This window comes from Salinimicrobium soli, from assembly GCF_048323655.1.
GTDB classification, from domain to species: domain Bacteria; phylum Bacteroidota; class Bacteroidia; order Flavobacteriales; family Flavobacteriaceae; genus Salinimicrobium; species Salinimicrobium soli.
Genome location: NZ_JBLUWW010000003.1, coordinates 549,961 through 576,877, shown reverse-complemented (window position 1 = coordinate 576,877; position 26,917 = coordinate 549,961). Strand labels below are relative to the sequence as shown.

Annotated in this window: 30 protein-coding genes; 10 read left to right on the top strand and 20 right to left on the bottom strand. The window is 42.2% G+C overall.

The genetic code is table 11. The features are described from left to right. Nucleotides 1–145 precede the first annotated feature (145 nt). Complete coding sequence (locus ACNORC_RS12030; protein ID WP_418335892.1) at nt 146–2,263, top strand: elongation factor G; 2,118 nt, start codon at nt 146–148, stop codon at nt 2,261–2,263. Between the two features lie 41 nt (nt 2,264–2,304). After that, nucleotides 2,305–2,853, top strand: a complete 549-nt coding sequence (locus ACNORC_RS12025; RefSeq protein WP_418335891.1) for a DinB family protein — start codon at nt 2,305–2,307, stop codon at nt 2,851–2,853. A 16-nt stretch (nt 2,854–2,869) separates the two neighbouring features. Here the strand turns inward: ACNORC_RS12025 and ACNORC_RS12020 are convergent, their stop codons facing one another. Then, nucleotides 2,870–3,601: a CPBP family intramembrane glutamic endopeptidase gene (locus ACNORC_RS12020; RefSeq protein ID WP_418335890.1), complete on the bottom strand. Its 732-nt coding sequence runs from the start codon at nt 3,599–3,601 to the stop codon at nt 2,870–2,872. Between the two features lie 150 nt (nt 3,602–3,751). Here ACNORC_RS12020 and ACNORC_RS12015 point away from each other — a divergent pair, with 150 nt between their 5' ends. Beyond that, nucleotides 3,752–4,699 carry an EamA family transporter gene (locus tag ACNORC_RS12015; RefSeq protein WP_418335889.1) on the top strand — a complete coding sequence of 316 codons (948 nt, stop codon included), beginning with the start codon at nt 3,752–3,754 and terminating at the stop codon, nt 4,697–4,699. Here ACNORC_RS12015 and ACNORC_RS12010 read toward each other — a convergent pair. Together ACNORC_RS12010 and ACNORC_RS12005 are read right to left on the bottom strand one after the other, a co-directional pair. Beyond that, complete coding sequence (locus tag ACNORC_RS12010; protein ID WP_418335888.1) at nt 4,677–4,814, bottom strand: hypothetical protein; 138 nt, start codon at nt 4,812–4,814, stop codon at nt 4,677–4,679. The genes ACNORC_RS12015 and ACNORC_RS12010 overlap by 23 nt on opposite strands. Nucleotides 4,815–4,989: 175 nt before the next feature. Then, complete coding sequence (locus tag ACNORC_RS12005; protein WP_418335887.1) at nt 4,990–5,430, bottom strand: DinB family protein; 441 nt, start codon at nt 5,428–5,430, stop codon at nt 4,990–4,992. A 108-nt stretch (nt 5,431–5,538) separates the two neighbouring features. Between ACNORC_RS12005 and xth the strand changes: the two genes are divergently transcribed. Beyond that, a complete protein-coding gene (xth, locus tag ACNORC_RS12000) occupies nt 5,539–6,312 on the top strand; it encodes an exodeoxyribonuclease III (RefSeq protein ID WP_418335886.1) in 774 nt (257 codons plus the stop codon). Here the strand turns inward: xth and ACNORC_RS11995 are convergent. Continuing rightward, nucleotides 6,309–7,400: a transporter substrate-binding domain-containing protein gene (locus ACNORC_RS11995; protein ID WP_418335885.1), complete on the bottom strand. Its 1,092-nt coding sequence runs from the start codon at nt 7,398–7,400 to the stop codon at nt 6,309–6,311. The two genes, xth and ACNORC_RS11995, sit on opposite strands and share 4 nt — an antisense overlap. A 444-nt stretch (nt 7,401–7,844) precedes the next feature. On the opposite strand from ACNORC_RS11995, the gene ACNORC_RS11990 reads away from it, so the two are divergent. Then, the gene (locus ACNORC_RS11990) at nt 7,845–8,738 is read left to right on the top strand and encodes a sulfotransferase domain-containing protein (RefSeq protein ID WP_418335884.1); all 894 of its coding nucleotides are present in this window, start codon (nt 7,845–7,847) and stop codon (nt 8,736–8,738) included. Here ACNORC_RS11990 and ACNORC_RS11985 read toward each other — a convergent pair whose 3' ends face one another. Together ACNORC_RS11985 and ACNORC_RS11980 are read right to left on the bottom strand one after the other, a co-directional pair. Then, entirely contained in the window at nt 8,739–9,209 is a 471-nt protein-coding gene (locus ACNORC_RS11985; protein WP_418335883.1) for a DinB family protein, read from the bottom strand. It lies immediately after the preceding gene. 41 nt (nt 9,210–9,250) lie between these two features. Next, the gene (locus ACNORC_RS11980) at nt 9,251–9,757 is read right to left on the bottom strand and encodes a DUF4251 domain-containing protein (protein ID WP_418335882.1); all 507 of its coding nucleotides are present in this window, start codon (nt 9,755–9,757) and stop codon (nt 9,251–9,253) included. A gap of 185 nt (nt 9,758–9,942) precedes the next feature. Here ACNORC_RS11980 and ACNORC_RS11975 point away from each other — a divergent pair, with 185 nt between their 5' ends. Further along, a complete protein-coding gene (locus ACNORC_RS11975) occupies nt 9,943–10,878 on the top strand; it encodes a cation diffusion facilitator family transporter (protein WP_418335881.1) in 936 nt (311 codons plus the stop codon). 33 nt (nt 10,879–10,911) lie between these two features. Here the strand turns inward: ACNORC_RS11975 and ACNORC_RS11970 are convergent, their stop codons facing one another. Continuing rightward, a complete protein-coding gene (locus ACNORC_RS11970) occupies nt 10,912–12,948 on the bottom strand; it encodes an aconitate hydratase (protein ID WP_418335880.1) in 2,037 nt (678 codons plus the stop codon). Nucleotides 12,949–13,072: 124 nt separating this feature from the next. Between ACNORC_RS11970 and ACNORC_RS11965 the strand changes: the two genes are divergently transcribed. Then, a complete protein-coding gene (locus ACNORC_RS11965) occupies nt 13,073–13,684 on the top strand; it encodes a hypothetical protein (protein WP_418335879.1) in 612 nt (203 codons plus the stop codon). A 158-nt stretch (nt 13,685–13,842) separates the two neighbouring features. Here ACNORC_RS11965 and ACNORC_RS11960 read toward each other — a convergent pair whose 3' ends face one another. From ACNORC_RS11960 to ACNORC_RS11900, 13 genes are all read right to left on the bottom strand, one after another. Beyond that, on the bottom strand, nt 13,843–14,577 hold the full coding sequence (locus ACNORC_RS11960) for a hypothetical protein (RefSeq protein ID WP_418335878.1): 735 nt from the start codon (nt 14,575–14,577) through the stop codon (nt 13,843–13,845). 81 nt (nt 14,578–14,658) lie between these two features. Further along, a complete protein-coding gene (locus tag ACNORC_RS11955) occupies nt 14,659–15,240 on the bottom strand; it encodes a 4'-phosphopantetheinyl transferase family protein (protein ID WP_418335877.1) in 582 nt (193 codons plus the stop codon). Continuing rightward, nucleotides 15,237–15,491: an acyl carrier protein gene (locus ACNORC_RS11950; protein ID WP_418335876.1), complete on the bottom strand. Its 255-nt coding sequence runs from the start codon at nt 15,489–15,491 to the stop codon at nt 15,237–15,239. Before ACNORC_RS11950 ends, ACNORC_RS11955 begins: the two co-directional genes overlap by 4 nt. A 32-nt stretch (nt 15,492–15,523) precedes the next feature. Then, nucleotides 15,524–16,789 (bottom strand): beta-ketoacyl-[acyl-carrier-protein] synthase family protein, encoded by a 1,266-nt coding sequence (locus ACNORC_RS11945; protein ID WP_418335875.1) that lies wholly within the window; start codon nt 16,787–16,789, stop codon nt 15,524–15,526. Then, complete coding sequence (locus tag ACNORC_RS11940) at nt 16,782–17,237, bottom strand: 3-hydroxyacyl-ACP dehydratase FabZ family protein (RefSeq protein WP_418335874.1); 456 nt, start codon at nt 17,235–17,237, stop codon at nt 16,782–16,784. The genes ACNORC_RS11945 and ACNORC_RS11940 overlap by 8 nt, the downstream gene beginning before the upstream one ends. A 10-nt stretch (nt 17,238–17,247) precedes the next feature. Continuing rightward, entirely contained in the window at nt 17,248–18,042 is a 795-nt protein-coding gene (locus ACNORC_RS11935; protein ID WP_418335873.1) for an enoyl-ACP reductase FabI, read from the bottom strand. Continuing rightward, nucleotides 18,036–19,088 (bottom strand): type III polyketide synthase, encoded by a 1,053-nt coding sequence (locus ACNORC_RS11930; RefSeq protein WP_418335872.1) that lies wholly within the window; start codon nt 19,086–19,088, stop codon nt 18,036–18,038. Before ACNORC_RS11930 ends, ACNORC_RS11935 begins: the two co-directional genes overlap by 7 nt. A gap of 15 nt (nt 19,089–19,103) precedes the next feature. Then, the gene (locus ACNORC_RS11925; RefSeq protein WP_418335871.1) at nt 19,104–19,805 is read right to left on the bottom strand and encodes a methyltransferase domain-containing protein; all 702 of its coding nucleotides are present in this window, start codon (nt 19,803–19,805) and stop codon (nt 19,104–19,106) included. Further along, nucleotides 19,802–20,923 (bottom strand): NAD(P)/FAD-dependent oxidoreductase, encoded by a 1,122-nt coding sequence (locus ACNORC_RS11920; protein WP_418335870.1) that lies wholly within the window; start codon nt 20,921–20,923, stop codon nt 19,802–19,804. Before ACNORC_RS11920 ends, ACNORC_RS11925 begins: the two co-directional genes overlap by 4 nt. A gap of 57 nt (nt 20,924–20,980) precedes the next feature. Continuing rightward, nucleotides 20,981–21,673 (bottom strand): YiaD family glycine zipper/OmpA-like lipoprotein, encoded by a 693-nt coding sequence (locus ACNORC_RS11915; protein ID WP_418335869.1) that lies wholly within the window; start codon nt 21,671–21,673, stop codon nt 20,981–20,983. A gap of 3 nt (nt 21,674–21,676) precedes the next feature. Continuing rightward, nucleotides 21,677–22,153 carry a lipocalin family protein gene (locus tag ACNORC_RS11910; protein ID WP_418335868.1) on the bottom strand — a complete coding sequence of 159 codons (477 nt, stop codon included), beginning with the start codon at nt 22,151–22,153 and terminating at the stop codon, nt 21,677–21,679. Nucleotides 22,154–22,234: 81 nt separating this feature from the next. After that, a complete protein-coding gene (locus tag ACNORC_RS11905) occupies nt 22,235–22,396 on the bottom strand; it encodes a DUF1328 family protein (RefSeq protein WP_029033028.1) in 162 nt (53 codons plus the stop codon). A gap of 128 nt (nt 22,397–22,524) precedes the next feature. Continuing rightward, the gene (locus tag ACNORC_RS11900; RefSeq protein WP_418335867.1) at nt 22,525–24,534 is read right to left on the bottom strand and encodes an alpha-ketoacid dehydrogenase subunit alpha/beta; all 2,010 of its coding nucleotides are present in this window, start codon (nt 24,532–24,534) and stop codon (nt 22,525–22,527) included. Nucleotides 24,535–24,660: 126 nt separating this feature from the next. Between ACNORC_RS11900 and ACNORC_RS11895 the strand changes: the two genes are divergently transcribed. Genes ACNORC_RS11895 through ACNORC_RS11885 form a run of 3 tightly spaced genes read left to right on the top strand, consistent with a single transcriptional unit; the run spans nt 24,661 to nt 26,917 of the window. Continuing rightward, nucleotides 24,661–25,608, top strand: coding sequence for an isopenicillin N synthase family dioxygenase (locus tag ACNORC_RS11895; RefSeq protein WP_418335866.1), 948 nt, complete (start codon nt 24,661–24,663; stop codon nt 25,606–25,608). 6 nt (nt 25,609–25,614) lie between these two features. After that, on the top strand, nt 25,615–25,971 hold the full coding sequence (locus ACNORC_RS11890) for a translation initiation factor (protein ID WP_418335865.1): 357 nt from the start codon (nt 25,615–25,617) through the stop codon (nt 25,969–25,971). A 10-nt stretch (nt 25,972–25,981) separates the two neighbouring features. After that, the gene (locus ACNORC_RS11885) at nt 25,982–26,917 is read left to right on the top strand and encodes a DUF1835 domain-containing protein (RefSeq protein WP_418335864.1); all 936 of its coding nucleotides are present in this window, start codon (nt 25,982–25,984) and stop codon (nt 26,915–26,917) included.

Below are 26,917 nucleotides of genomic sequence, written 5' to 3'. Positions count from 1 at the left end.
GATATTTTTATTAGAGTAATTTCTTAGAATTCCAGATCGTAAATACACCTTCGTAAAATGATAAAAACAATTCATTTTATAGAATTACTTCCTCCAGGGTTTTTACAGATCATTCGTAAGCTTGTTCCATTTAAACAGAAAAAAGATGAAAATTTACGATGACAAACACATTAAGAATGTAGTCTTTGTAGGGGCGCATAACAGCGGCAAAACTACTTTGGCTGAAACCATGCTCTTTGAAGCCGGGTTGATCAACCGGCGCGGCAGCATTGAAGCGAAAAATACGGTTTCAGATTACCATGAGATTGAACATGAAAAGGGAAATTCCGTTTTTGCCACACCGCTTCACACCGAATGGCGCAATTATAAGATCAACATTATCGACACTCCGGGATTAGATGACTATATAGGGGAGATCATTTCTTCAATCAGGGTGGCAGATACCGTGGTGACAGTTCTGAATGCCCAGCAGGGAGTGGAAGTTGGTACAGAGATCATCTGGAATTATATAGATAAATACCATAAACCCACTCTTTTCGTGGTCAATCAAATTGATCACCCTTCTGCCAACTTTGAAAACAGTTTTAAGACCGTGAAGTCGTTAGTAGGTAATAACGCGGTAAAGATCCAGTATCCAATTATTGTTGACGGGGCCCAATGTATTATTGATGTCCTTAAAATGAAGATGTACAAATTCTCTCCGGAAGGTGGAAAACCACAGAAACTTGAAATTCCGGAGGATCAGAAAGAAACAGCTGCCGAGCTCCACAATGAACTGGTGGAAAAAGCAGCTGAAAATGATGAAGGACTAATGGAACTCTTCTTTGATAAAGGGACTTTGAACGAAGATGAAATGAGAAAAGGAATTAAAGCAGGAATGCTTAACTATGACCTTTTCCCTGTATTCTGCATGTCGGCAATTAATGATATGGGTAGCGGCCGGCTAATGGGCTTTATTGACAATGTTGCCCCTGCAGCCTCCGAACTTAATCCGGAACAGAGTGTAGAAGGCAAAGAGATAGCACCTAAAAAAGATGCTCCAGCGGCTCTATTCGTCTTTAAGACCGTACACCAGCCAAACCTGGGCCAAATCACCTTTTTCAATGTGAAAAGGGGAGAGGTTAAGGCAAATGACAAACTGGTGAACAGTCGAAATGGAGAGACTGAAGTTCTGAACCAACTATTCATCATGGATGGAAAAGAACGGCAGCCGGTTTCCAAACTTACAGTAGGGGATATTGGTGCGACACTAAAATTGAAATTCACCGACACCAATGATACCTTAGCTTCACCCGATAGCCAGATAAATATTAAACCTATCCAATATCCACCGGCACGAATAAGAAGGGCTGTTTCTGCCGTAAACACGAAAGATGAGGAAAAACTCAGTGATGCCCTTAAAAAGATCCATGGCCAGGATCCAACAGCGGTGATCTCTTATTCCAAAGAATCCCGGCAATTGATACTTGAATGTCAGGGTGAGCTGCATTTGTCAACTATTGATTGGATCCTTAATAACATCTACGGAGTAGAGGCAAAATTTGAAAATCCGAAGATCTCCTTCCGGGAAACTATTCAACGTTCTTCAGCATCGAACTACCGCCACAAAAAACAATCGGGTGGTTCAGGTCAGTTTGGAGAGGTGCACATGAAAATAGAACCCTGGTATGAAGGAATGCAAGAACCGGAAGGTTTTAACATTCGTGGAAAAGAAGAAATAGATCTGCCCTGGGGAGGTAAACTGGTTTTCTATAACTGCATCGTAGGCGGGGTGATAGATCAGCGTTACCTGCCATCCATTATGAAAGGAATCTTGGAGGTAATGGAAGAAGGTCCATTAACAGGTTCTTATATACGCGATGTTAGAGTAATGGTCTATGACGGTAAAATGCACTCTGTGGACTCCAATGATATTTCTTTTAAAATTGCAGGAGCTCATGCCTTTAAAGAAGCATTTTTAAATGCCAATCCTAAGTTACTCGAACCTACCTTGGAACTCACTGTTAAGGTTCCGGAAGATGTGGTGGGGAACGTAATGACCGAACTGCAAACTCGACGGGCGATCATCCAGGGAATTGACAGTGCCAATAACTATCAGATCTTAAAATGTATAGCCCCTGAAGCTGAACTCTTCGGATTTTCAACAGATCTGCGCTCCCTGACCAAAGGGCGAGCCACTTTTAAAACTTCATTTTCTTCCTATCAACCTGTTCCGAATAATGTGCAAAACGAACTGGTGAACAAAAAGGAACTTGTGAAGTAAATTTTGTTTTAGATTTAGGTTGTTTTATAAGATCCTTCCACATGTGGAAGGATCTTTTTTCTTCTTTCTATGAGGATAGGGGAATTGTTTTTATCCGTAACTTGCTCCTCAATAATAAATCTATGGCTTTAAAAACAGGTGCGCTGCAGGCGCAATTACAAGAATTAAAAGAATATCTTCCTAAAAAGGAACTTACCAACCCCAAGGTATCAAGTGCAGCGGTAGGGTGGCATATTTCACACATCCTTCAGGTAATAAATAACATTTTTGACTCCCTCAAAAATTCGGATCCTGAGGATTTTAAAAGAGATTTCAGTTTTTGGAAGACTGCTGTTTTCATGTTCCGGAAAATTCCGCGGGGAAAAGCAAGGTCACCAAAAGTTGTGTTACCACCTGATGATATTGAAATGGAATTCCTTCAGCAGCAAATGGAAGAAGCCCAGGCAAATATTTTGCTGATCAATAATTTTCCAAAAAAGGCACATTTTGCACACCCTTTCTTTAATCATCTCAACCGGAATGAAACAAAAAAATTCCTCGAGATCCATACCGAACATCATTTAAAGATCATTCGGGATATACTAAAATAGACTAAGACTGGCTTGTTTAGTGAACAGCTCCCAGTGCCACAGCTAAAAAGCCAAAAGCACCAAATACGGCGTGTACAAGAATACCAACGCTGGTGTTTCCGGTTCTTTGCACTACTGCTGGTAAAACAAAGAAGATAGGAAGGGAAGCTATAACAAGCCCAAGGCCCATTGGCAAATGCCACAAGGCCCAAAAAAGTCCCTGAACAATATATGTTAGTTTACCATATAATACTTCCTGACGTGGTTGCAGGTATCCTCTCCAAAAGAATTCCTCTCCAAAAATGTTGAAGAAAAAGAAAATGGGCCACAGGTAAAGAATGAAGAGTGTCTGATGATTGAGTGGAAGGTTCCGGAAGAAAAAAGGGGTAGCGTCTAGCCCTACAAGCGGCATTAGAACCTTAGCTATAAGAAAAGAGGCTAGACAAAGAAAAATAAAGGAACCAGTCGCCCATTTTAGGTCTCGGGAATTCAATTTCTTAACCCTCATTCTTGTCAATATACCGGCCAAATCACCTGTTCTAGCTTCCCTTTTACTCAAAATCAACGACAACAAAAACATGGGTAACAAAACCAATCCTCCCACACAGAGAAAATATATGACTTCGATCAATAGATCCGTATGCTCTTCTAAATACGGAATAGCTATTCTACACGCGAAATAATTGGCAAAAATTGCCAGTCCTATGATCCAGTATTGTTTTTTAAAGGAAAAAGGTATTTGAGTTTCAGAATTTATTTCTTTCTGCACCTGTATTTAATATTTAACCGGACGAATATATAATTAATTCCAGTATACGATCATCGATTTTCAAAAGTTAGGTGCCTTGACTAAAAGAAATTGAAATTCTGAGGAGTTTTATTTCTAATATTGCAGGACCTTTTGAAACGGCCTTTTGCTATGAGTCAAGCACCTAAAACAGCCCTGGTCATTCTGGCCTTTTTTGCGATCTATGTGATCTGGGGTTCAACCTATTTGCTCAACAAAATAGCGGTGACCGAGCTTCCTCCATTCATGCTGGCATCTATACGCTTTACCACAGCCGGAGTTCTCATATTCATTATTTGTAAAGTACTGGGAAAGAAGATCAGCATCACCCGAAGGCAATTCTTAAACACCGTAATTGCCGGATTTCTTTTCCTGGCTTTCGGAAATGGGGTTGCTGTTTGGGCCTTAAAGTATGTTGACAGTGGATTTGCCGCCCTTGAACTTTCAGCTCAACCTCTGGTGGTTTTGATTCTCATGAGAATACTGGATGGCAAAAAGATCAAACCCATGTCAATGGTAGGAGTGGGACTGGGAATCATTGGAATCTACCTCTTGGTAAGTCAGAAAACCATTACCTCACAGGATAATTCAGTGATAGGTATGATCATGTTGTTCGCTTGCCTGCTTAGCTGGGCCTATGGAAGCCTTTTTGTTTCAAAAGCTAACCTCCCTGCCAATTATTTTGTAAATACCGGGTACCAGATGCTTACCTCGGGATTCCTTCTCTTTATTGGGAGTTTCCTCTTTGGAGAAGAATGGAGTTCACCCTTATCCTGGACTGCACCCACTCAATACTCCTTAATTTTACTGATTCTCTTCGGAAGTATTGTAGCTTTTACAGCCTTCAATTACCTTCTACAAGTTGTATCTCCGGAAAAAGTCGCTACCTCGAGTTATGTAAACCCAATTATTGCTCTAATTCTGGGATGGTATTTTCTGGATGAGCAGATCACTTTTCAGTCGGGAATAGCCGCACTGGTATTACTTACTGGCGTCTATTTTATCAACACCAGTAAAAGCCTTGCCATTCCTTCCCGTTTCAGGAGGAATAAGAAGATCATTCCAAGGCCGCGGATCTAAAAATCAAGTATTTTTCGTTCTTGTAGATCTTTCCATCTTTCATCACGAACTGCACCTGCTTCATAGTTGAAATATCTTCGGAAGGATCTCCGTCTACCGCGATAAGATCGGCCAAAAAATTACTTTTTACCAACATTTATATTCCCCGTCAAAAACGCGGTCAGGTTTCAGTAAAATCTATACCTGAAGTGTGAAAACGGAAAGTAAAAGAAGCGTGAAGCTTATAATTTTCATAGATCGATATATTTTTAAAGTGCATGAGATTAACAAAGCGGGTAGGGGAGGCAGGTTCACCGTTTATAGAAAATATAATCAGTGACAGGCGGTTCTATCTCCTGTTGCCTGAGATCAGAAATTAACTGCCCTTTATGATGTGTGGAGTGATTGGCAATATGGAACAGGATCTCCTGAACTGAATTTTCAAATTTGTCCCCCTTCGAATTTCGATACTGAATTCGATTCATCAGATCGAATTCATCGAGGATCTTCAAGGTGAGTTCAAAATTTTCATCATCGAGCAATTTGCAGTCATCCAGGCTGTGTACTTCCTGAACTTGGAGAGTTTTCGTATTCAGTATTCTGGAATTCCATATCTGGTGGGCGTTCAACACGTGAGAAAAAAGAGGGATCGTACGGGTGCTGAGCCTGTCCTGATTTCTTTGGAATATTTTCAATAATTCCTGATTGAAATGATGATGGTAAGTGAATATATCTATAAAAAAATCTTTCATATTTACTTCTTGACTATAAATATAAAGGATTTTCTAATCAAGATGAAAGGAAGTGGATTTCAGAAATAGCCTCAAAAAACGTAACTTTTGGAGTACTTAACCAAAGACATGAAAATAGCTACCTATAACGTCAACGGAATCAATGCGCGCTTACCTGTTTTGTTGCGCTGGTTGGAAACCTCAAGACCTGATATTGTTTGTTTGCAGGAGTTGAAATCTCCCCACGAAAAGATCCCGGAAAATGCCATTTCTGAAGCAGGATACAATGCCATCTGGCATGGTCAAAAGAGATGGAACGGTGTGGCGATCCTCACCCGCGGACTTGAGATAGAGGAAGTGAGCAGGGGACTGCCGGGAGATCCGGAAGACGAGCAAAGTCGCTATATTGAAGCTAAAGTTAGTGGAATTCGAATAGGATGTCTTTATCTACCGAATGGTAATCCGGCTCCGGGACCAAAATTCGATTATAAACTGGAGTGGTTCCGTCGCCTCCAACAGCACGCTCAGGATCTTCTGAAAAGGGAAGAACCGGTAGTTCTTACCGGCGATTACAACGTCATGCCCACAGAAAAAGACGTGTACAAACCGGAAAGGTGGGTCGATGATGCCCTTTTTAGACCCGAAGTAAGAACCGCCTTTAAAGAACTGCTCGACCAGGGTTGGACAGATGCGATCAGAAAATTATATCCTGACGAAACTATTTATACGTTTTGGGATTATTTCAGGAATGCATTTGACCGGAATGCGGGCTTAAGAATTGATCACTTCTTACTGAATCCAAAGCTTGAAAACCGGCTGAAAGCAGCAGGAGTGGACCGGGAGGTAAGAGGCTGGGAAAAGACCAGCGATCATGCACCGGTATGGATCGAACTAAAGGATTAATTCTCCGGGACAAATCGTTTTAATTCCTGCTGCCAGACTTCAGAGCGAAGGATCTTCAGCAGGGAACTATTGATCTTTTCCCGGAATTGGTTGTTTGAAGGAAATCCGAAGGCGTAGAGCTTTTCAGGAGCTTGAACAGATCTGGCCTGCAGCGAATTGCCTGACCCGTTGCTCAGTTCAAACCGAAGGGAGGGTAAACTGTGAAATACCAGGTCCTGTTTTTTGCTTTTTACAGCCTCAATGGCAGATGCCGCATCGGGAAATTCGTCGGCTGAGATTCGTTCCATTTTAAGATATTCCGCAGCATCAGAATTTTTTACCACAGCAACTTTTTTATTCCGAAGATCATCGGGAAAATGAATGGTTTGATCAGAAGACTGTCCAACTACTGAAACAAGGGAGGCAGTCAATACAGCAGTTACAGCCATTGCTACCAGCATCCACAAGAGGGCAATGGCCCGACCAAAAAAAGTAATAGGTGCTTTATCCCCATAACCAATGGTGGTCATGGTCACGCCTGCCCACCAGAATCCGGCGCCAATTCCGTGCGCGATCGAACGTTCTCCACCAAAATTATCCTCATTTTTCCGTCGTTCAACAAAATAAATAATGGTACCCACAATAAGAAGAAGAATAGAAAGTATACCCACTATGTACCAGAAACGCTTGGTAAAAAATCCCTTCGCAATAGCAGAGAGACTCAGGTCACCCGAAGAGGCTATACCGGGCCTCGATGTATAGTAGACATGGCTAAAATCTACGATTTCTTCGGCTTCTGCTGTAACTTCACCTAAAAGAACAACATCAGCTTTACCGTTTTCCAGAGCAGAAATGTTAGCGTCTTCCGGAAGTTCTACAAATTTATAATTAAGGTTCAGATCCTCGGCAACGGTACGCCAAAGACGAATACTTAAGCCATCCAAAACTCCTTTTTCTCCCTTATAAATGAAAGGTGGTTGTAGATTTACTCCAACACGCAGTTCTTTTTGAGAAAGTGGGGAAAGAGTATCGGACTGTGCTTGCAGAGGTCGAGAAAGAACTCCACTTAGCAATAGAATAAAGAATATTAGTCCTTTAATTAATCGCATATTTTAAAATGTTTAATCTTCTGATTCAGAGAGGTTAAATTCGTAGATCACGTGAAGGCTGCCCATCCAATCTGAACTAAGCATCAGCAGAAATAATTGGAATTTTTTCATATTACAATTTTTGTTGGAAGTTTCTTTTCATAAATGATAGATTCTAAATTAATGTTTTTGAGACTTTAGAGATAGGTCTTTCAGTTTCCTTTAACGTGAAAGGGCTGTAAAGCTGCAATTTTTTGGTATTCTCTTAAGAGAGAAACTGAAATTGGTACTCCCCTTGAAATTATCAGCATAACATCATTTGCACTATAATTTATATTATGTAAAATAGAATATTTAGAAATACATGAAGTTTCTATAAATGATTCTACCTATATCTTCCTTAAGGCTTCCCTCCCAAAATTCCTTCAGGAATTACTATTTTTAAGAAACAGCAACTCCTCACTTATGAAGGTTTTACAAATTGGTGTACCTAAGTCCGGAAATTTTTGGCTTTACCAGATCCTTGAAGAAATTTTCAAGAGATCGGGAAACTTGCAGCCCAGCTTCATTCAGCAGCATCCCATCCACGAACTGGCCAGGAATTGGGAATTAAATTATCCCACGCAGGCCGACATCGATATGGTCAACATTACAGATCTCCAGGTCATTTATAGAATAAGCAGCATATTCCAAATGCCCATTGAAGATTTTTCTAAATACATCCAAAAGACCAATCATGTGTGGACACATTCTCCCATCTGTTCCAAAAGTGAGGAAATTTTTCGCTTTTTTGACAGGAAAGTCTATATCATTCGCGATCCGCGGGATGTGGTTATTTCAGCTTCAAAGTACTATTGTTCAGATTACATGCTGAAATATTTTCCGCAGCAAGAAAGTGATCCGAAGAAATTCCTTCAACAGAATTTGGACCAACTCCTCTACAAATGGGTTTGGCACGTATGGGACCACTTAAGACTTCGGAAAAAATTTAATATACATATCAGCTTTTTTGAAGGCTTCAAAATGGAATTTCAGAAGGAGTTATCACTCCTCCTCCAATACCTTGATATTGAGCTTTCTTCCGAAGAAAAAAATGAACTGGAACAGGCAGTTAGTTTTAAAGAACTTAAAAAAGAAAATCCGAAGCATCTCAAAAAAGGTGAATCCGGTTACTGGATGGAGCAACTTACTGAATATCAGGTTAAAAAAACTAATCTAATTACAGGGCCACTTCTGAAATATCTAGGGTATCCTGAAAGGGAGGAAAAAATGCAATTTTCCAGAGAGCTTCCCTCCTGCGACTTTGAAAAACTAAAAAATGAAATTATTGCTTCTCAAGAACAACTACGACATTTTTGATCACCACACCCCTAACTGCCTGCCAATCGTCTTCAATTGACCAATATGATATCCCGTGTGGTGTAAAAGCGTGAGTGCGGCCCAGGAGATCGTCTTTCCATTCTTACATATCTTAAAAAGCGGCTTTTTTGGGTCTTTTACCAGGTCTATTACCTTGTTAAGGTCCTTTTCATAGGATTCTATTGCAGTTTCCCATTCCTGACGTGACTTCGGTTCATAATTTTCGGGCCAATGCCCTTCCGGCCACACCTCAGGATAACCATCAGGATTTCTCATAAAATTGTAAAGTACCTGCTGTCGCGCATGAATATGCCCCAGAAGGATCCATGCTGAAAAATGTAACCCATCCAAAATAATTCCTGCTTTCTTGTGGTCAAACTCCCGTAAGAGGATCACATTTGGGGCAAAACCACCTTCCAGCAGCTCTACCAGTTGCTGCCTTAATAAAAGTTCCTTGTCGATATTCTGCATTTTGATTTAAAAGTATTCTACGGAAGCCCTCTACTCTACTGCTATTCAGATTTCGATGCAGTAATCTCACCCCGGTACGAAATGGTGGACCTTTGAGATGAGTTGACTGAGGTGGTGGTCTTTCCGTTAGGAAAAAGGGTCATTATAAAATTATAATTTTCTGATCCCTGTTGTCCCTCAAATTCCAGGATCATACTATTCGCCTTTTCACTTACCTGAAAATTCCTGGCAGGTCCCTCATAACGTATACCGCCTTCGGTATTATAACCGCCGGAATAGCGTTCTCCAAAATATGGTAATGCGATCTTTACGCTATCCCCTTTAAAACGAATATAATTGGGATTTCCAATAAGGTTCACGTTACTGCCAGAAAGTGGAACTGCCCAATCGTTTTGCACCTCAAAATCCCTGTTCGCAACCAGGTTTTGAAGATCATTCATGTCTCCTTTCCCAGCTGTATCTCTGCTACTGCCACAACTTATTAAGAACAGCATGAAAAAATTGAGTAGAAAAAAACTTTCCAGAATTCGTTTAATTACAGGTTTCATGACTATGGCGTTTGAATGGTTAATCAAATAATTTACGAATTTTTACAGAGCCTCCGGAACAGGAAAAATTAATTATTTCTGAAAATTTCCCGGAACACTTCAGGATTATTAAAAAATTCTAAAACTATCTCCTTTGCTCCTCCTGTTCCTTCTAAAAATTGTAATTTTCATTAAAACCCGTATTTATGGCTGCAGGAGGCTCAAATATTGCCATTTATAGTGCCATTGGCGCTAATCTTTTAATTGCGGTTAGCAAGTTCATCGCTGCATCATTTACAGGAAGTTCTGCTATGATCTCTGAAGGGATACATTCCATGGTAGATACCGGAAATGGTCTTTTGTTACTATTGGGCATCAAACGTTCCAAACAACGACCCGATTCCCTTCATCCTTTTGGGTATGGAAAAGAGGTTTACTTCTGGAGTTTTGTGGTAAGCGTTCTTATATTTTCACTTGGAGGTGGCTTTGCTATTTACGAAGGAATTCATGCTTTGCAGGACCCTCACGTTATTGGAGATGCAACCTGGAATTATGCAGTTCTCTTTGCTGCAATAATATTTGAAAGCATTGCACTTTACCTGTCACTCAAGACCTTTAATAAATCCCGAAAAAATTCCCGCAATCTGATTTCGAACATTATTAAAAGTAAAGATGCTGCAACCTTTGCGGTAATAATAGAAGATACTGCTGCATTAGTAGGTTTAACTATTGCTTTATTCGGGGTATTTCTGTCACAACAATTACAAAACCCGTATATAGACGGAGGAGCTTCTGTACTCATCGGACTGTTACTTCTGGTAGTAGCCACTTTCCTCGCAAGGGAAAGTAAGCACCTGCTTCTTGGAGAAAGCGCAACGCCCGAAACTTTAGCGAACATTGAAAAAATACTTTCTGAAAATAATAAAGTAAAAGAATGGTGTGTGCCACAAACCATGCATTTTGGCCCCGACAATATTTTATTAGTAGTAGAACTGGACCTGATCGATAACCTGGAACTGGAAGAGGCCGAAGAAACAATGGACCAGCTGCGGAAGGATATCAAAGAAAAACAACCCAAGATATCACAGGTTTATATTCAAACCCGAAATTTGACTGAATCAAAAAAGGCCGCTGCTAAATAAGCCCCGGCCTTTTTTCAGACTTTCTGGAGTCTTCTATTTTATCTGTTGCCTTTCATTATCTGTAATGGTGTTTTTATCTACGGCATGCACATCCTGATTTCTCAATCGTTCCTTGAATTCATTGATGATCCCACCCTTCAGTAATATTTGGATCTGCCGGTCACTAAGACTGTGTTTAGTCTCAAACTCTATTGGCTTCGCTCCTTTTTCCGCTTTTTCGACCATCACCCGAATGTTATTTCGGTTTTGCACATCTTCCCTTAGATTTTTAAAGCAAACAAGATCGCCTTGTTCAATTTTGTCGTAATCGGCAATATCAATGAATTCCAACGGAAGTATTCCGAAATTGACCAAATTCTGCCATGCAATTCGGGCATACGAATTGGCAATCACAGCCACTTGTCCCAAGTATTTAGGAGCAAGTGCCGCGTGTTCCCTGCTCGACCCCTGTGCGTAATTGTCTCGGGCTACCACGATATGTCCGCCAGAATCTGTTTTGGCTTGCTGCGCCCTATCGTAGAAGGTATCATCAATAACTGAAAAAGAAAATTTACTGATCTCTGGAAGGTTACTACGGAAAGGCAGTACCTCTGCTCCTGCTCTTAAAATTTCATCGGTCGAAATATTATCTCCCATTTTTAGGAGAACCGGAACATTATAGCTCTCCCTTAAAGGCTCGATGTACGGAAGAGACTTAATATTCGGACCTTTTTTGAGTTCCACCTTGGTACCGTCTTCGGGAGGTTTTACCAGCATCATGGTGTTGATGATCTCTATTTCGGGATACTCATATCTCGGATATTTCATATCGTACAACTTCTCCAGGTCCCGCGGATCTGTGATCTTTCCTGTGAGTGCCGAAGCAGCAGCCGTTTCAGGACTGCATAAATGTACCCGGTCATCCTCGGTTCCCGAACGACTGGGGAAGTTACGGGGCATCGTCCTAAGGCTTATAGTATCTGATGCCGGGGCCTGTCCCATTCCTATACAACCCATACATCCGGACTGATGAAATCGTGCTCCTGCGGCTATAAGGTTTTCAAAACCTTTATTATCTATCAGGTTTTGTATGAGCTGCCGGCTAGTTGGATTTATGTCAAAAGAAACTTCCTCCCGGGTGGCTTTTCCCGCTACTATAGCTCCAGCGGTCCAGAAATCCCTGATCCCCGGGTTTGCAGATGAACCTATTACCACCTGCCCAATTTCCTGCCCTTCGACTTCCCTTACCGGCACCACATTCCCCGGACTCGTAGGTAAAGCTATTAGAGGAATGAGGTCGTCAAGAATGATCTCATCTTCAAGGTCATATGTGCAGCCTTCATCGGCAATCAACTCGGTCCAGTCCTCTTCCCTCCCCTGACTTCTCAGGAATCTTTTGGTTTCCTGGTCACTGGGAAATACTGTAGTGGTAGCCCCAAGTTCGGCGCCCATATTGGCAATCACATGTCGGTCCATGGCGCTCAACTCTTTGAGACCGTCTCCATAATACTCAATTACCTTACCCACCCCGCCTTTTACATCATAGCGCCTAAGCATTTCAAGGATGACATCTTTAGCACTCACCCAGTCCGGTAACTTTCCGGTAAGTTTTACTCCCATTACCTGGGGCATTTTTACGAAATAAGGTTGTCCGGCAATGGCTGCTGCCACGTCCAGACCACCGGTTCCAATAGCGAGCATTCCCAATGATCCCGCTGCAGGAGTATGACTGTCAGATCCAACCATTGTTTTCCCCGGCTTTCCGAAGCGTTCCATATGGACAGGGTGACTTACTCCATTTCCCGGGCGGCTGTACCAGATCCCAAAGCGTTGGGAAGCTGACAACAGGAATGCATGGTCATCTGCGTTCTTGAAATCTGTTTGAAGAAGGTTGTGATCCACGTATTGAACGGCTACTTCTGTTTTGGCCTTATCCAGGCCCATGGCCTCCAGTTCGAGTTGTACCAAAGTTCCTGTAGCATCTTGTAGAAGAGCCTGGTCTATTTTAATTCCTATTTCCTTTCCGGGAGTCATTTCTCCCTTTAGTAAATGGCTTTTAATCAGTTTTTGGGTAACATTGAGTTTGGACATGATCTTTAGCTTTTCTTTCCTTCAAATTATCAAAATTCGGATAGACCTTTGGGCGGTTTAACAATATCTTATAGTAATTTAATAGAGAAAGATTTAACTTCAGAATTACCAAAAATTCGAGTCAATGAATCTTATCGTTAAACGGGCAATTGCTGGTGGAGCTGTATCTACAGTAATTTTGGGAACCGCTACCTATATACTTGGGGAAGTTTCCGGTTACCACGCAAAAGAATTGCTCACCTCTTCCCTTTCCGGAATAAACATTTTATGTAATACGGTGATTTTAGGAGGATCAACTATTCTTGCCTTAATGCTTACTCTTATAAGCCTTAGCCGATCGGCAAAAACACGGCTTTCCAATGCTCATTATTCACACGTACTTACTGTAGCGAAGTCAGATACCATCCTGATTGTTGCCGCCGTTCTTACCTTTCTGGTCCTAAACCTGCCCATTACCGAATCTGAAGAGGTACCGCAGTCCTGGTTCTCCATTATTTATTATGTGAGCCTTACCATGTCGGCTATTTTGGGAGGTGGTTTTATTGCTGTCATCACAATGCTCTACGGAACTATAGCAAATGTGATAGAGATTGTAGGCTTCAAGAAGACCGATCATCCTTTAGTAGATAGTGATTCTCAAAATGAAGATCCAAATGAAAGCCAATCTAAAAATAAAGACAGAGAACAGGAAGAAAGGGTAAAAAAAGCCGAAGAGGAAGTGAAAAGCGATCAATAAACAGAAGAGAGGCTATCCGAAAAGCAAATTCTAATCGTTACCCGGAATTTTCTTTCCTAAAAGGAATCAACTATCAAAAATTGGGAATAACGTAAACTTACTTCAGGAATAGCCCTTTTCAAGATCCTCAAAAATTAGATTTCCGGGATATAGTATTCCTATAAATTTGGATTGCTACCACCGATGCTTTCTGTACTTCCCAGCTTCACAATCAGGTCTTTTTGTTGCCCTTCAGAAAGGTTGAATTTTGGCTTTCCCCTGTAGGGAAATAAATATCTAAACTCTCTCATATAGGTTCTCCAACTTTCGGAAAGGCTATAGTTCTTATTTTCACTTTTCAGGTCAGGCTTTTTGATCTCATTCCCTTCCTGGTCGTACGGAGTAGCTTCAACACTGTTTCCGGCAAAGATCATTCCCTCATTGATCTCAGAATACACAACGGCAGTTTCTCCTGAAACCGAAGGAAAATCGGTGAGCGAAACAGAAAAGTGCTCAAAAATGTCATTTTTGGCATTGATGTCCCGCACGTTAAAACTGGAGTCTACATTATTTACCGGATGGCTAAAAATAGGTGCTCCCCCGGCATCTTCAGAAATAGTCTTCAAAGGAGCGTAGGTCTTTTGAAGCGCCTCCTTATTCGTGACCAGTATTCCTTTGATCTTATAACCTTCTTCCACCAGGTGCTTAATACCTTTGTCAGCTCCTTTTTTAGTGGTATCAATAAGAAGCATATCCTGCCTGTTCAGGTGCCGAATTGCATAGCCCTGAGTGCCATCTTCCATCTTAATAATAAAAGTATCGGGGATCATCTTCAGGAACTTACCTTCTTCCCCTTGTTGAATAAATTCAGCCGACTGGCTGCTTATCACTTGCTTCTTATCTACTTCCTTCATTGATTTTCGTTTTTGGGTTCATTTTAAATATACAACCACACCTAAATCCAGCCAAAGCATTTAGGAGTGTTTAACTGGGCTTTAGCAGTTCATTAACGCCCGGCTAAAAGCAGCATATTTCCCGTGGCTACTCAGTGAAAAAGCAGTAAAAAAAGGATGATTTTTGTAGTATATTGTTGGAATCCCTTCGGAATTTTTCTGCAGGCACAGAAGCTCTAATTCAACAGAAAAATCTTTGCTGATATCCTGGAGGAATTTTTGTTTCATTACTTCTGAAGAGGCTTCAAAAATGAGCTTTTTAGAACCTCTTTCTGAAGGATCAATAGCAGTGGTATGGATGTAGTGTTGCGTGACCTCTGAAAATGTGTAATAAACTTTTCCCAGGTGCTCCACTTTTCCTGTAACCTCTCCCCTTTCGTTCTTTTCTACGAAACAGATCAGATCCCGCCAGGACAGCCTTCTGGGAAGATCAAACTTTCGCTGGTGGGCCTTGTAGACAGCTTCTTTCATGCTCCACAGCAGCCACACCATTTTGTGAGGATCTTCAGAATTTCTGATCAATGCCTTCTCTTCCGAAGAAAAGACCTTTTCCAGAAATCCTTTCCGGCTCCAGTTACTTTGTTCGGCGGCCACGGCCAGATCTACCACATCGTTGCCTATCACTGCTCTTTTTGCTTCTGTTTGATAATATGAACAGCATCCTGCACGGTGAGCATACTATCCATGGATTCATTATCTATGGCGATATCAAATTCATCTTCCACATCCAGAACAATATCTACCAAATTGGCAGAATTGATCTCGAGGTCTCTCACAAAATCTGTATCCTTTCCAAATTCCTGAAAAGCCAGGTCATTCTGAACATATGGTTTCACGATCTTTTTGAGGCAGTAAATAATTTCTTTTGTTTCCATATCATAATTATTTATTTGGGGTTCATCCATGTTTAAAGGCTTCTAAAAACCACGACTCCGTTGACGTCACCAAAGCCGAAACTGGCTTTAATGACTGTATTGACTCTTCTAAAATGTGTTTTTGTCGGCACATTTCTGCGCCCGGTAATTGCTTTAATGTCGGGATGCAGGTCCTCACAGTTCGCATTCCCAAAGACAAAATCATTTTTGATCTGCAATACTGCAGCCACGCATTCCATACTTCCGGAAGCACTTAACCCATGGCCGGTCCAGCCTTTAAGGCTATTTATTAGTGGAAAATCATTTCCTTTTCTCTGCAGCGCCTCGCTCCAGTTCCTGATCTCGGTAGTATCTTTTCCAGTGGCCGTAAGATGCCCGTTGATACTGTCTATTTCTCCAGGAGAAACTCCTGCTTCTTCCATAGCTTTTTGAATACAACGCACCACCGCTTCTGAATTTGGGGCCGTCATGCTTCCACCATTCCGCTGGCCTCCGGAATTTAAATGGCCGCCCAGAACCTCAGCATAGATCTTTGCTCCCCGCTTCCTAGCGGATTCATATTCTTCCAATACCAATGCCCCTGCTCCACTTCCCGGAACAAAACCTGCAGCTGAAGCACTCATTGGTCTAGAGCTCTCCTGCGGCCGTTCATTGTACTGGTAAGGAAGAATGCGCATGGCATCAAAACCGCCCCAGATGTATGGGCCACTTTCGCCACAACTTCCGGCTAAGATCCTTTTCGCTTTTCCGCATTTTATCCGTTCATACGCCTGTATCACTGCTTCTGTTCCTGTAGTACAGGCCGAAGAATTGGTGGTGACCATATTTCCGCAGCCGGTCTTACTGTTCAAATAAGCGCTTATTCCGCTGGCCATGGTTTGCACCACACTGGTACTACCCAGGCGACGGGTATTCTTATCATCAATTAGATGAATGGCTTCCCTGAATTTATCCACACCTAAAATGCCCGTACCGAAGATGATCCCTGAGTCGTAATCTGTTTCATCACTATCTCCTTCCAGGCCTGCATCCCTCCAGGCTTCCATACCTGCCAGAACTCCATATACTATTCCGCTGCTGTTTAGATCTTTGAGTTCCAGTGAGGTGAAATTGTTTTGCAGCATCTCTTCAGTCACTTGCGGTCTTCCGGCAACCTGGCATCTGAATTTAAGTTTTTCCAGTTCAGGCTCTTTTCTAATTCCGCTAATCCCTTCCTTTAAAGCTATTTCAAAGGCCGGTAAACCTATTCCATTCGGGGCGGTGATCCCCATTCCGGTAATAACCACTCTTCTATTCATAGTTTCTGATCATTCCTGAGATCTCTCCGCGTCCAACCAATTTTCCGGCTGCGTTCTTCATTTCAACTTTACACTTCAATTTTTGAAACCGGAAATATTTCTTTTCCGAAGTCACCCAAACCTTCTCCCCGGGAAATACCGGCAGGTAAAAATGTACATCAGTATGAGACAAAGCGACCTGTCTTTCTTCAGATTCTTCAGCTCTGAGTAAATAAATACCCAGAGAAACCAGTCCGATCTGGGCCATACATTCGGTCAAAATCACCCCGGGAGTTACCGGTTTATCCCGAAAATGTCCTTTGTAAAAGAATTGATCAGGGGAAAAAGTGAAAGTACCGGTCACTCCATTATCATGCACCTCTTCCAGTTCATCTACAAACAAAAAAGGAGATTCATACGGGAGCTGATCGATTATTTCCTGGTGCATTCTGGGAAGTTCTGTCGCCATAGAGTTGATCCTATTTGAGATGTTCTCCACCATTCACGGGTATCACGGTTCCGGTGATCCAACTTGCCTCATCCTTGCTAAGCAAATACACGGCATTACCAACGTCGGCAGGAGTTGTAAGCCTACGGAATGGATTTCTCTTCAGCGCATGCACCCTGAGAGTCTCATAACCCGGAATCATTTGGAAGGAACGGGTGACAGTAACCCCGGCTTGAATACAGTTGGCCCTGATACCTTCAGGAGCAAATTCCAGGGCAATGCTCCTGGTTATTGCTTCCAGGGCGACCTTGGCAGCTGAAACCGCAGCGTAATCTTTCCAGGCCTTTGTATTGCCTTCACTCGTAAAGGAAAGAATTCTACCGTCTTTGGCAAAAAGACCGTGATCAAATACAAGTTTGGTCCAATCATAGAGACTGATGGCCATGGCATCTATGGTTTGCTGAAAGTCGTCATTCTTTAAAGTAGGCTCGTCTCCCAACATGGACTTCAAATTACCCTTTGAGATGCTGTGCAAAAGTGTCCTTATTTTCCCTTTTTCACCCAGGATCTCTTTCATTTCATCAACGATCTCCTCTCTACGTTCCCGGCGTGTGGCATCCACGTTAAAAGAATGAACCAGTACACCCAGATTCCTAATCTCTTCAAAAGATTCCTTGATCTCGGGGAGATCATCTTTCCTGTCGCGGTGAACGATTATGATGTTCATTCCGTGTTGCGCGAGTTTTTTGGCTGAGGCGAAACCAAGGCCACTACTGCCTCCGAGGACAAGGCCCCAGTAATCTTTTCCTTCAAATTCTTTTACCATTGCAAGAGTATTTTTTGGGCAGAAAATCCCGGGCCAAAGCTCAGCATAAAGCCCTGTTCCCCTTTCGGGATTGGTTTTTCCATGAAACGTTCCAGAACATAGAGTACAGTAGCGCTGCTCATATTGCCAAATAACCGCAGTACCTCTTTCGTGTCATCTATATTCTTTCCTAAGTTACCAAAAAGATCTTCAACCGTTTGCACGATCTTCTTTCCACCGGGATGAAAAATTAGATGATCTACTTTTTCAATACTGCTGCCATACTTTTCCAGGAACGGGTGGATGATCTCCGGAAAATGTTCGGCGATGGTTTCTGGCACTGCAGGATCCAGGATCATTTTGAGACCGTTGTTGGTGAGGTCAAATCCCATAAGATGTGTAGCATCAAAAAAGTGATACATGTCGTGACCAATTATTTCGGGCCCTTCAGCGTTTTCTTCCGAAGATAACAAAGTACACGCGGCACCATCTCCAAAAATGGCGGCGCTCACCATATTGGCCATAGAAAAATCATCGAGTTGTAAAGTGGCGGTGGGACTTTCTACAGCCACCACGGCTGCTCTTTTCCCTTTGTGAGCTTTTAAAAAATTACTGGCATAAATAATTCCGGAAATTCCGGCTGCACAACCCATTTCGGTCACCGGTAAACGAACAATATCCCGTCGCAATCCCAGTTCGTTGATAAGATAGGCATCCAGTGAAGGGATCATGATCCCGGTACAACTAACCGTAATAATATAATCCAATGAATCTGCTTCCCAATTGGCTTTTTTAAGTGCCTTCCGTAGAACATCAGTTCCCAATTTCTTTGCTTCCCTACAGTAAATGGCATTCTTTTCTTCAAAAGAGGTCGCAGTAAATACTTCTTCGGGAGCCATAATGGAATATCTTTTGTCTACTGCAGCCCCTTCAAAAATTTTAATCACTTTTCTTCGGAACCTTTCCTCCTGCCCTTCCAACCAGGTTTTCACAAAGGGAATAACTTCGGGAGTCTCACGGGAATATTCCGGAACCTGTTTTGTCACTTTGGTAATTCGTACACTCATAAACCGGGGGATTATTTACTTCCACAATATCCATTGATAGCGAAAAGCCCATTTCCAGGAGATTTTCTGTTTTCTTACCTGCAGCCCACGCCCAAATTCCTTAAGCTCCCCTCTGCGGAAGGCTTTTTGGATAGAAGTGAGACCGTCTTCACGTGCTATTTCATTCCTGATGAACACTGCACAAAACAACTGAAACAATAGGTAGGCGAGCCTGCTTCGCTGCAGGTCATTTACAACGATTCCCATTATACACATATCCGAAAATCGCTGCATTAAAACTTTGATCTCGTTATCTTCAAAATGGTGCAGCGTTAAGGTACATAAAATTATATCAGGTCTTTGATTGGCAAAGGTTTCGGTGAAAATATTTTGTGTCTCAAATGTGATTTCCGGAAACTCTGTGCAATTTTCCTTCGCTATTTCAACGGCATGAGGATTGGCATCAATTCCTTTCAATTGCATCGCAATTCCTTTCCTTCTTCCCATTTGGGCAACTTCCTTCAGAATACTACCATTTCCGCAGCCCACGTCCAGAATGTTTACAGGTTGTGCAAAACAGGCACTGCTGAAGATCCTGTCAATTCCGTCAAGAGTGATCTTATTTCCACCCAGCCATTTATTGACCCGGTCAAGATCATCCAGTGTTTTCTTTAACTCCGGCCCCTGCAGGTCAAAGTCATCCATGATCTCGGTCTGTCTGCTTCGGTCAGCTCTCATACCACCAATTTTCCGTGGGTTTGTTTAATAATAGCAGGTAGCAAAAAAGGCATTTTTGAGATCAATTTTTGGGACATCTCTGCCAGGGAATCATTCAGAAGAACCTTCTGCAGCCATTTTCCGGCTGTCAACCTTCGGTGGAATTCCCTGTTCCATTTTTTGGTGTACTGCTGTTCTAAAACTTCCCGGTCCAAAGTACCAGATCCAAAAGCATTAATAATACTTTCCGAAGCCAGTTTAGCGGAATGTATTGCCATAGCCATTCCGTTGCCACATAAGGGATGTATGAGGCCTGCAGCGTCTCCCAACATCAGCACATGGTCCTGTACCGCATTTTTCCTACTAAAGGATATCTGCGCAATGGTCAGCGGTTTTTTAAAAAGCTGTTCTGATTCCTCAAAAAACTGCTTCAAAAAAGGATTTTTTTGAAGCACCTCTTTTTGATGAGTATCGAGGTCTTTAGCAGCCTTGAAACTTTTGTAGGTGGAAAGGTAACAGCAATTTACAGCACCAGATTCCGTTTTTGAGAGGCCACAGTAACCACCTTCAAAATTGTGAAGCGCAACCAGATCATTGGGAAAAGTGTCATTTTTAAAATGGCTTTTCACGGCCACCCAGGGTGCCGGTTCCTTAAAGAACGGCCGCTCCAGTTCGCGATCCAATCCGGATCTTTTGCCATAAGCTCCCAGAACTATATATGCAGAATAATTACCTGCAGTGGTGTTTATTTTGAAACCATTCTCCTCATAAGACACCTGCAGTACTTTTTCCTGCAACACCTCTACTCCATTTTCTAAAGCAGTCTGGAAGAAAAGATTGTCGAGGGCATACCTGCTAACACCCAAGCCTCCCATGGGAAGTTCAGTATCCAGGGAGCTCCCGTTCACGGTGCTAAACTGCAGCCGATTAATGCGCACCGGGTTCAAAGCCTCCAAAGGAATTTTCAGATATTCCAGGTATGGCAGTACTTCAGCAGACAAATATTCCCCGCACACTTTGTGGTGAGGATAACTTTCCTTTTCAAAAACAGTTATTTTGTGGCCAGTTTTGGACAAATGGATGGCAGCAGTTAAACCTGCCAATCCACCACCCACTATAACTATTTTTGGTGTTTTCAATTTAAATTGGATATAAAAAAACCCGGCAAGCCGGGCCTTTTTCAGTGGTTATTTCTCTTAGTTTCCGGCTTTTTGTTTTGCCTCCTCGATTAATTCTTCATTAGCTACAATAGCTAATTCCACTCTTCTGTTCTTGGCTCTTCCTTCAACAGTAGAGTTGTCATATTTTGGCTGACTTTCACCGTACCATTTTGTGGTGACACGGCTTCCGGAAATTCCCTGTGCAACAAGGAAATTGGTAACTGCCTGTGCACGATTCTTAGAAAGCGTAAAGTTATATGCATCGCTACCTGTGCTGTCTGTATGACCTTCCACAAGGATATTGGTCTTTGGATATTCTTTAAAAATATTTGCCAAAGACATTAAAGCCTCACGGGACTGTCCTTCAATAGCATATTTATCTGTAGCGAAATAAACACCACTCTTTTCATCAAAGGTGACGTTGATACCTTCCCCTACACGTTCTACTTCAGCTCCGGGGATCTCTTCCTCTATACGTTGGGCTTGTTTGTCCATTCGGTCTCCAATATAGGCTCCGGCAGCACCACCTACAACACCACCAATAATGGCGCCTAAAGCAGTATTTCCTTCTCCTACCTGGTTTCCAACAACACCGCCAATAACGGCACCACCAGTGGCACCAATAACGGCTCCTTTGTCTTTATTACTTGCGTTTTTGGCCGCATCACAGCTAAATAAGAGGGCTGCAGCAAAAAAGATTGCAAAAATTCTGTTTATTCTCGTTTTCATAGTTTAAAGTTTATTAAAGTTCATTCGAATTGTAAAGGGCTGTCCTTCAAAAGTGATGGTTTGTTCCCAAACCATTTGGGTTGCCGTAAGGTTAACAAGATTGATCCTGTATCCTTTATTGTTCATCGTAGAATCATAATCGGCATCAGTAGGTTTTAGCATAAGGTCATAATTCCCTGCAGCGGCATCCATTTCTGTAATGGACCATATAAAGAAGTTTGGTCCACTGGTACAGGACATACCTGCAGGTTCGTAGGAACCTGTATTATTACTGGTTCTAAAGAACCATTTACTGTTTTCCAGACATTCCGAAGGAACGTCATTAAATAAAGTAACATCAAGGTTTTCTTCATTGCCCGGATAATTAATACTTGTAAGGCGCCAATCACCTTTCATTGTTTGGGTGGCTTCCTTTACAACTGCACTGGTTCCACAGGATACCAGGAGCAGACTTATAAGGGCTACAACAATTCTTTTCATATTTATTTTTTTTAATATTTAAAAAATCCAATGTCAATACGGATCAATAACCCTCATATCAACATTGGATGTGATGTTCAATTATCTTCTAAAAAGTCGGCTAATCAAAGCGATGACAAGCAGAACAAGGAAGATGTAGAAAATGATCTGGGCAATATCCGCAGCACCTTCTGCAATTCCTCCAAATCCGAAGATGGCAGCAATAATTGCAATGATTAAGAAAATTACGATCAGTCGTATCATAATGTAAGTTTTAGTGATTAGTTGGTCTAATTTACATTCCGACTGTCCGCTAAACAAAAGATTATTACTTATTTAACAATAAATTTGTAAAGAAATACTAACAAGCTGCTCCTGAAGCTAATTCTTTCTTAATAATGCAATAAAGAAAGGAGTTCTTTCTCAAAACGGGCCTTTGGAAGGTATCCTTCTTCTAAAGCTGCTGAAAAAGGTACCGGCGTCTCCAGACTTCCTACCCGCTTCACAGGCGCATCAAGGGATTCAAAGCATTCATCAGCGATCAAGGCAGCAATATCTGATGCCAGACCTCCAAAAACTGAATCTTCCTGCAGAATGATGACTTTTCCCGTCTTTCTAACCGATTCAAAAATGGCTTCAGTATCCAGCGGCTGCAGAGTGCGAAGATCCAAAAGGTCGGCGTTTATATCGGGATGGTTTTCTAAAGTTTTCAACGCCCAATGCACTCCGGCGCCAAAAGTGACAATTGTGATATCGCTTCCCTCCCTTAGCTTTGCGGCTTTTCCGAAAGGAAGTGTATAATAGTTCTTCGGAACTTCCTGCCGTATACTCCTGTACAGGGCTTTGTGCTCAAAGAAAAGCACCGGGTTGGGATCATTAAAGGCTGTATTTAAAAGGCCTTTGGCATCATATGGAAAAGCAGGATAAACAACTTTAAGGCCAGGAGTCTTGGTAAACCAGGCTTCATTGGTCTGACTATGGAAGGGACCTGCCCCCACTCCTGCCCCACAAGGCATCCTGATGACCACATCTGCACGTTGTGCCCAACGATAATACGATTTGGCGAGGTAATTCACTACCGGATTAAAGCCCGAACTGATGAAATCTGCAAACTGCATCTCCACCATAGACTTCATTCCCTTAATAGAAAGGCCCATGGCCGTTTCCACTATTCCCGATTCACAAATAGGCGTATTACGAACACGATCTTTCCCGAATTCTTCCAAAAAACCTTCGGTTATTTTAAATACTCCTCCATATTCCGCAATGTCCTGCCCCATCAGTACCAGGTCCTGGTGACGCTGCATAGACTGTCTCAACCCCTGCGAAATAGCATCTATCAAACGTAATTCTTCAGTTTCAGATTCAGGCGCAAACTCCTGATATTCAAAACCTTCAAAAACATCATTTAACTCATTCCTTTCATCGAATTCTATAATAGCTTCGGAATTTACCATTTTTAAGGCCTCTTCGATCTCCTCTTTAATTTCCTTCCTGTATTCCTTGTCAAGCTCTTCGGAAAGTACACCTTCCGAAAAAAGGAAATTCTGATAGTTATCTATTGGATCCTTTTTAGCCCATTCTTCCATTAATTCCGCAGGAACATATTTAGTACCACTCGCCTCTTCGTGACCACGCATTCTGAATGTCTGAAACTCCAGAAGCACAGGTCTCGGATTTTCCCTCATGCTTTCTGCCAATTCGCTCACCGTTTTGTATACCTCTAAAATGTTATTTCCGTCTATAATATGTGCTTCCATTCCATAACCCTTTGCACGGTGAGCCAGGTATTCGCAGCGATATTGTTCAGAAGTGGGTGTTGAAAGTCCGTAGCCATTGTTCTCTATACAGAATAATACAGGAAGATCCCATACCGAAGCTATGTTCAGGGCTTCATGAAAATCTCCCTCGCTGGTTCCTCCTTCTCCTGTAAAGACAGCAGTTACCTGCTTTTCCTTTTTCAGTTTAGAAGCCAGCGCGATACCATCGGCAACTCCTAATTGGGGACCCAAATGGGAGATCATTCCAATGATCTTGTATTCCTGGGTTCCGAAGTGAAAACTACGATCCCGTCCTTTGGTAAAACCCGAAGCCTTTCCCTGCCACTGGCTAAAAAGTCGGTGTAATGGAATATTCCGGTTGGTGAACACTCCCAGGTTGCGGTGCATTGGTAAAATATACTCATCATACTTCATTGCCAGGGTCACACCGGCTGCAATGGCTTCCTGTCCAATTCCGCTAAACCATTTAGAGATCCTGCCCTGTCTCAGGAGCACCAACATCTTTTCTTCAATAAGCCGGGGCTTGAGCATAGCCTTGTAAAGTTCGAGCAAACGGTCGTTCGAAAAATGCTGTTTTTGATATGCGATCATTTCTGAAGGTTGGGGGGAATGTGTGTTCATATTTAAAATTTACCACCTCAAATGTACTTAAAATAGCCTTCCTCTTTATTAAGAAATGCATAAACCGAAGCTAACTCCTAGGAATTTCTTTAACTTTGTTGTTTAAATTAATTGAACCGTATGGAGATGCAAAATATTCCAAGCGTAGATCTGGCTGATTTTCTGTCAGATGATCCGCAACGCAAACAGAAATTCGTAAACGAGATTGGGAAGGCTTATGAGGAGATAGGGTTTGTTGCCCTTAAGAACCACTTTTTAAGTGATGATCTTGTGGACGAATTGTATAAAGAAGTAAAATCATTCTTCGCTCTGCCCCTGGAGACCAAGAAGAAATATGAAATCGAAGGTCTGGCCGGGCAGCGTGGATACATTTCCTTCGGAAAAGAGCACGCTAAAGGAAAAAAAGAAGGCGATCTCAAGGAATTCTGGCATTTTGGACAGGAACCTACCAAAGACGCTAATTTAACCGAAGAGTACCCTCCAAATGTGCAGGTTGAAGAACTGAAAGATTTCAACCATACCGGGATGGAAGCCTACAGAATGCTGGAAAAGACCGGTATCTATGTGCTTCGCGCTCTTGCTCTTTACATAGGACTGGATGAACATTATTTTGATCATTGGGCCAGCAATGGAAACAGTATATTAAGACCTATACATTATCCTCCAATTACTGAAGAACCTAAAGGAGCCGTACGTGCAGGTGCACACGGAGATATAAACCTTATCACCCTTTTGATGGGAGCTTCTACAGGTGGTTTACAGGTACTGCGTAAAGATGGAGAATGGATTGATGCCATTCCAAAAGAAGACGAACTGGTGATCAACGTGGGAGATATGCTCGAAAGACATACCAATAACAAACTGCGTTCAACCATTCACCGCGTGGTAAACCCACCAAAAGAAGAATGGGACACTCCACGATATTCAATTCCGTTCTTTATGCACCCTCGCAGCGAGATGCCGTTGAACTGTCTTGAAGAATGTATAGACGAAGATCATCCAAAGGCCTATCCTGATATTACTGCAGGAGAATTCCTTCACCAGCGCCTTGTAGAAATCGGTCTGAAAAAATAATCAGCCATGGCAAAGAAAAAACTCGGACTGGAAGACCTGGGAGGATTTGTTTTTTCTACAAATGATGGTTTTGATCCCGATCAATATAATGAGGCCGATCAGGATGAAACCCTAAAACCTTCTGAACAGCTTCTCGAGGCCCACTACAGTTCCAAAGGACGTGGTGGAAAGACCGTGACTGTGGTCAAAGGTTTTATTGGCTCTCAGGAAGACCTTAATGCACTTGGCAAAGAGCTCAAAAAAAAGTGCGGAGTTGGGGGCTCGGTTAAAGATGGTGAGATCATTATTCAGGGTGATGTAAGGGATAAGGTGATGGCCCATTTGAAAGAAAAAGGTTTCCGCGTAAAACGAATTGGCGGTTAAATAACACTCCATGGAAGAAGTAAAATATTTGCATATCACCAACGGCGACGATCTTACAGATAAGATCCAGGGCCTTGATATCAACGGTGATCTAATCACCTGGCGAGAAATGTTATGCGAAGGACCTGCTTCTATGGATGTGGGAGATGAAGAATTCATTAAACTGCGGAAGACTTTCCTCAAAGAAGCTTACAACATTCCGAAAAAGGAGTATGACGAAAAGTTTGTGGCGCAGCTCAAAAAACTGGCGGCCTTAAACAATTATGAAGAGATTGTTCTATGGTTTGAATTTGACCTCTTTTCTCATATGAATATGCTGGCATTGATCAGTTTTCTTCAGCAGAACAAAAAATTGCAGCCATTATCGCTCGTTTGCAGCAGGAAACTTAAGGGAGAAGATGAAATGTCACCGCTCTCAGAACTTTCCGGAAAGCACCTTATGCAACATTACGAACACCGTATCCCTCTGAGCGAAGATGATGTAAGCACCGCGCAGTTGATCTGGGAATTGTATTGCAGTAAAAATCCGAAACGACTGGCATCTGAGATCAAAAGGACCACCAATTTTGAATACCTCTCCAGTAGCATCCGTGCTCATATTGAAAGATTCCCCAATGCGAATACCGGATTGAATTCCCTCGAGGTGAATGTGCTGAAACTTATCCAAATACACGAAATCACTTCTGTGCACCACTTGCTTGGTTATGCTCTGAAATACCAGGGCTACTACGGCTATGTAGATGTGCAGATGCAGCGGGTGATCCATAAATTGAGACCTTTCTACACTACATCGGCCAACGGAGTGAGTATTAATAAGGATGGGATCAAAGCACTGGAAGGCACCCAAAACTTCTACCAAATTTTAAAAGACAATGAATATTATGGGGGCGTACGGAAATATGACTTCCTGTATGACTCCGAAAATCACGACCTACTAAAGTTATAA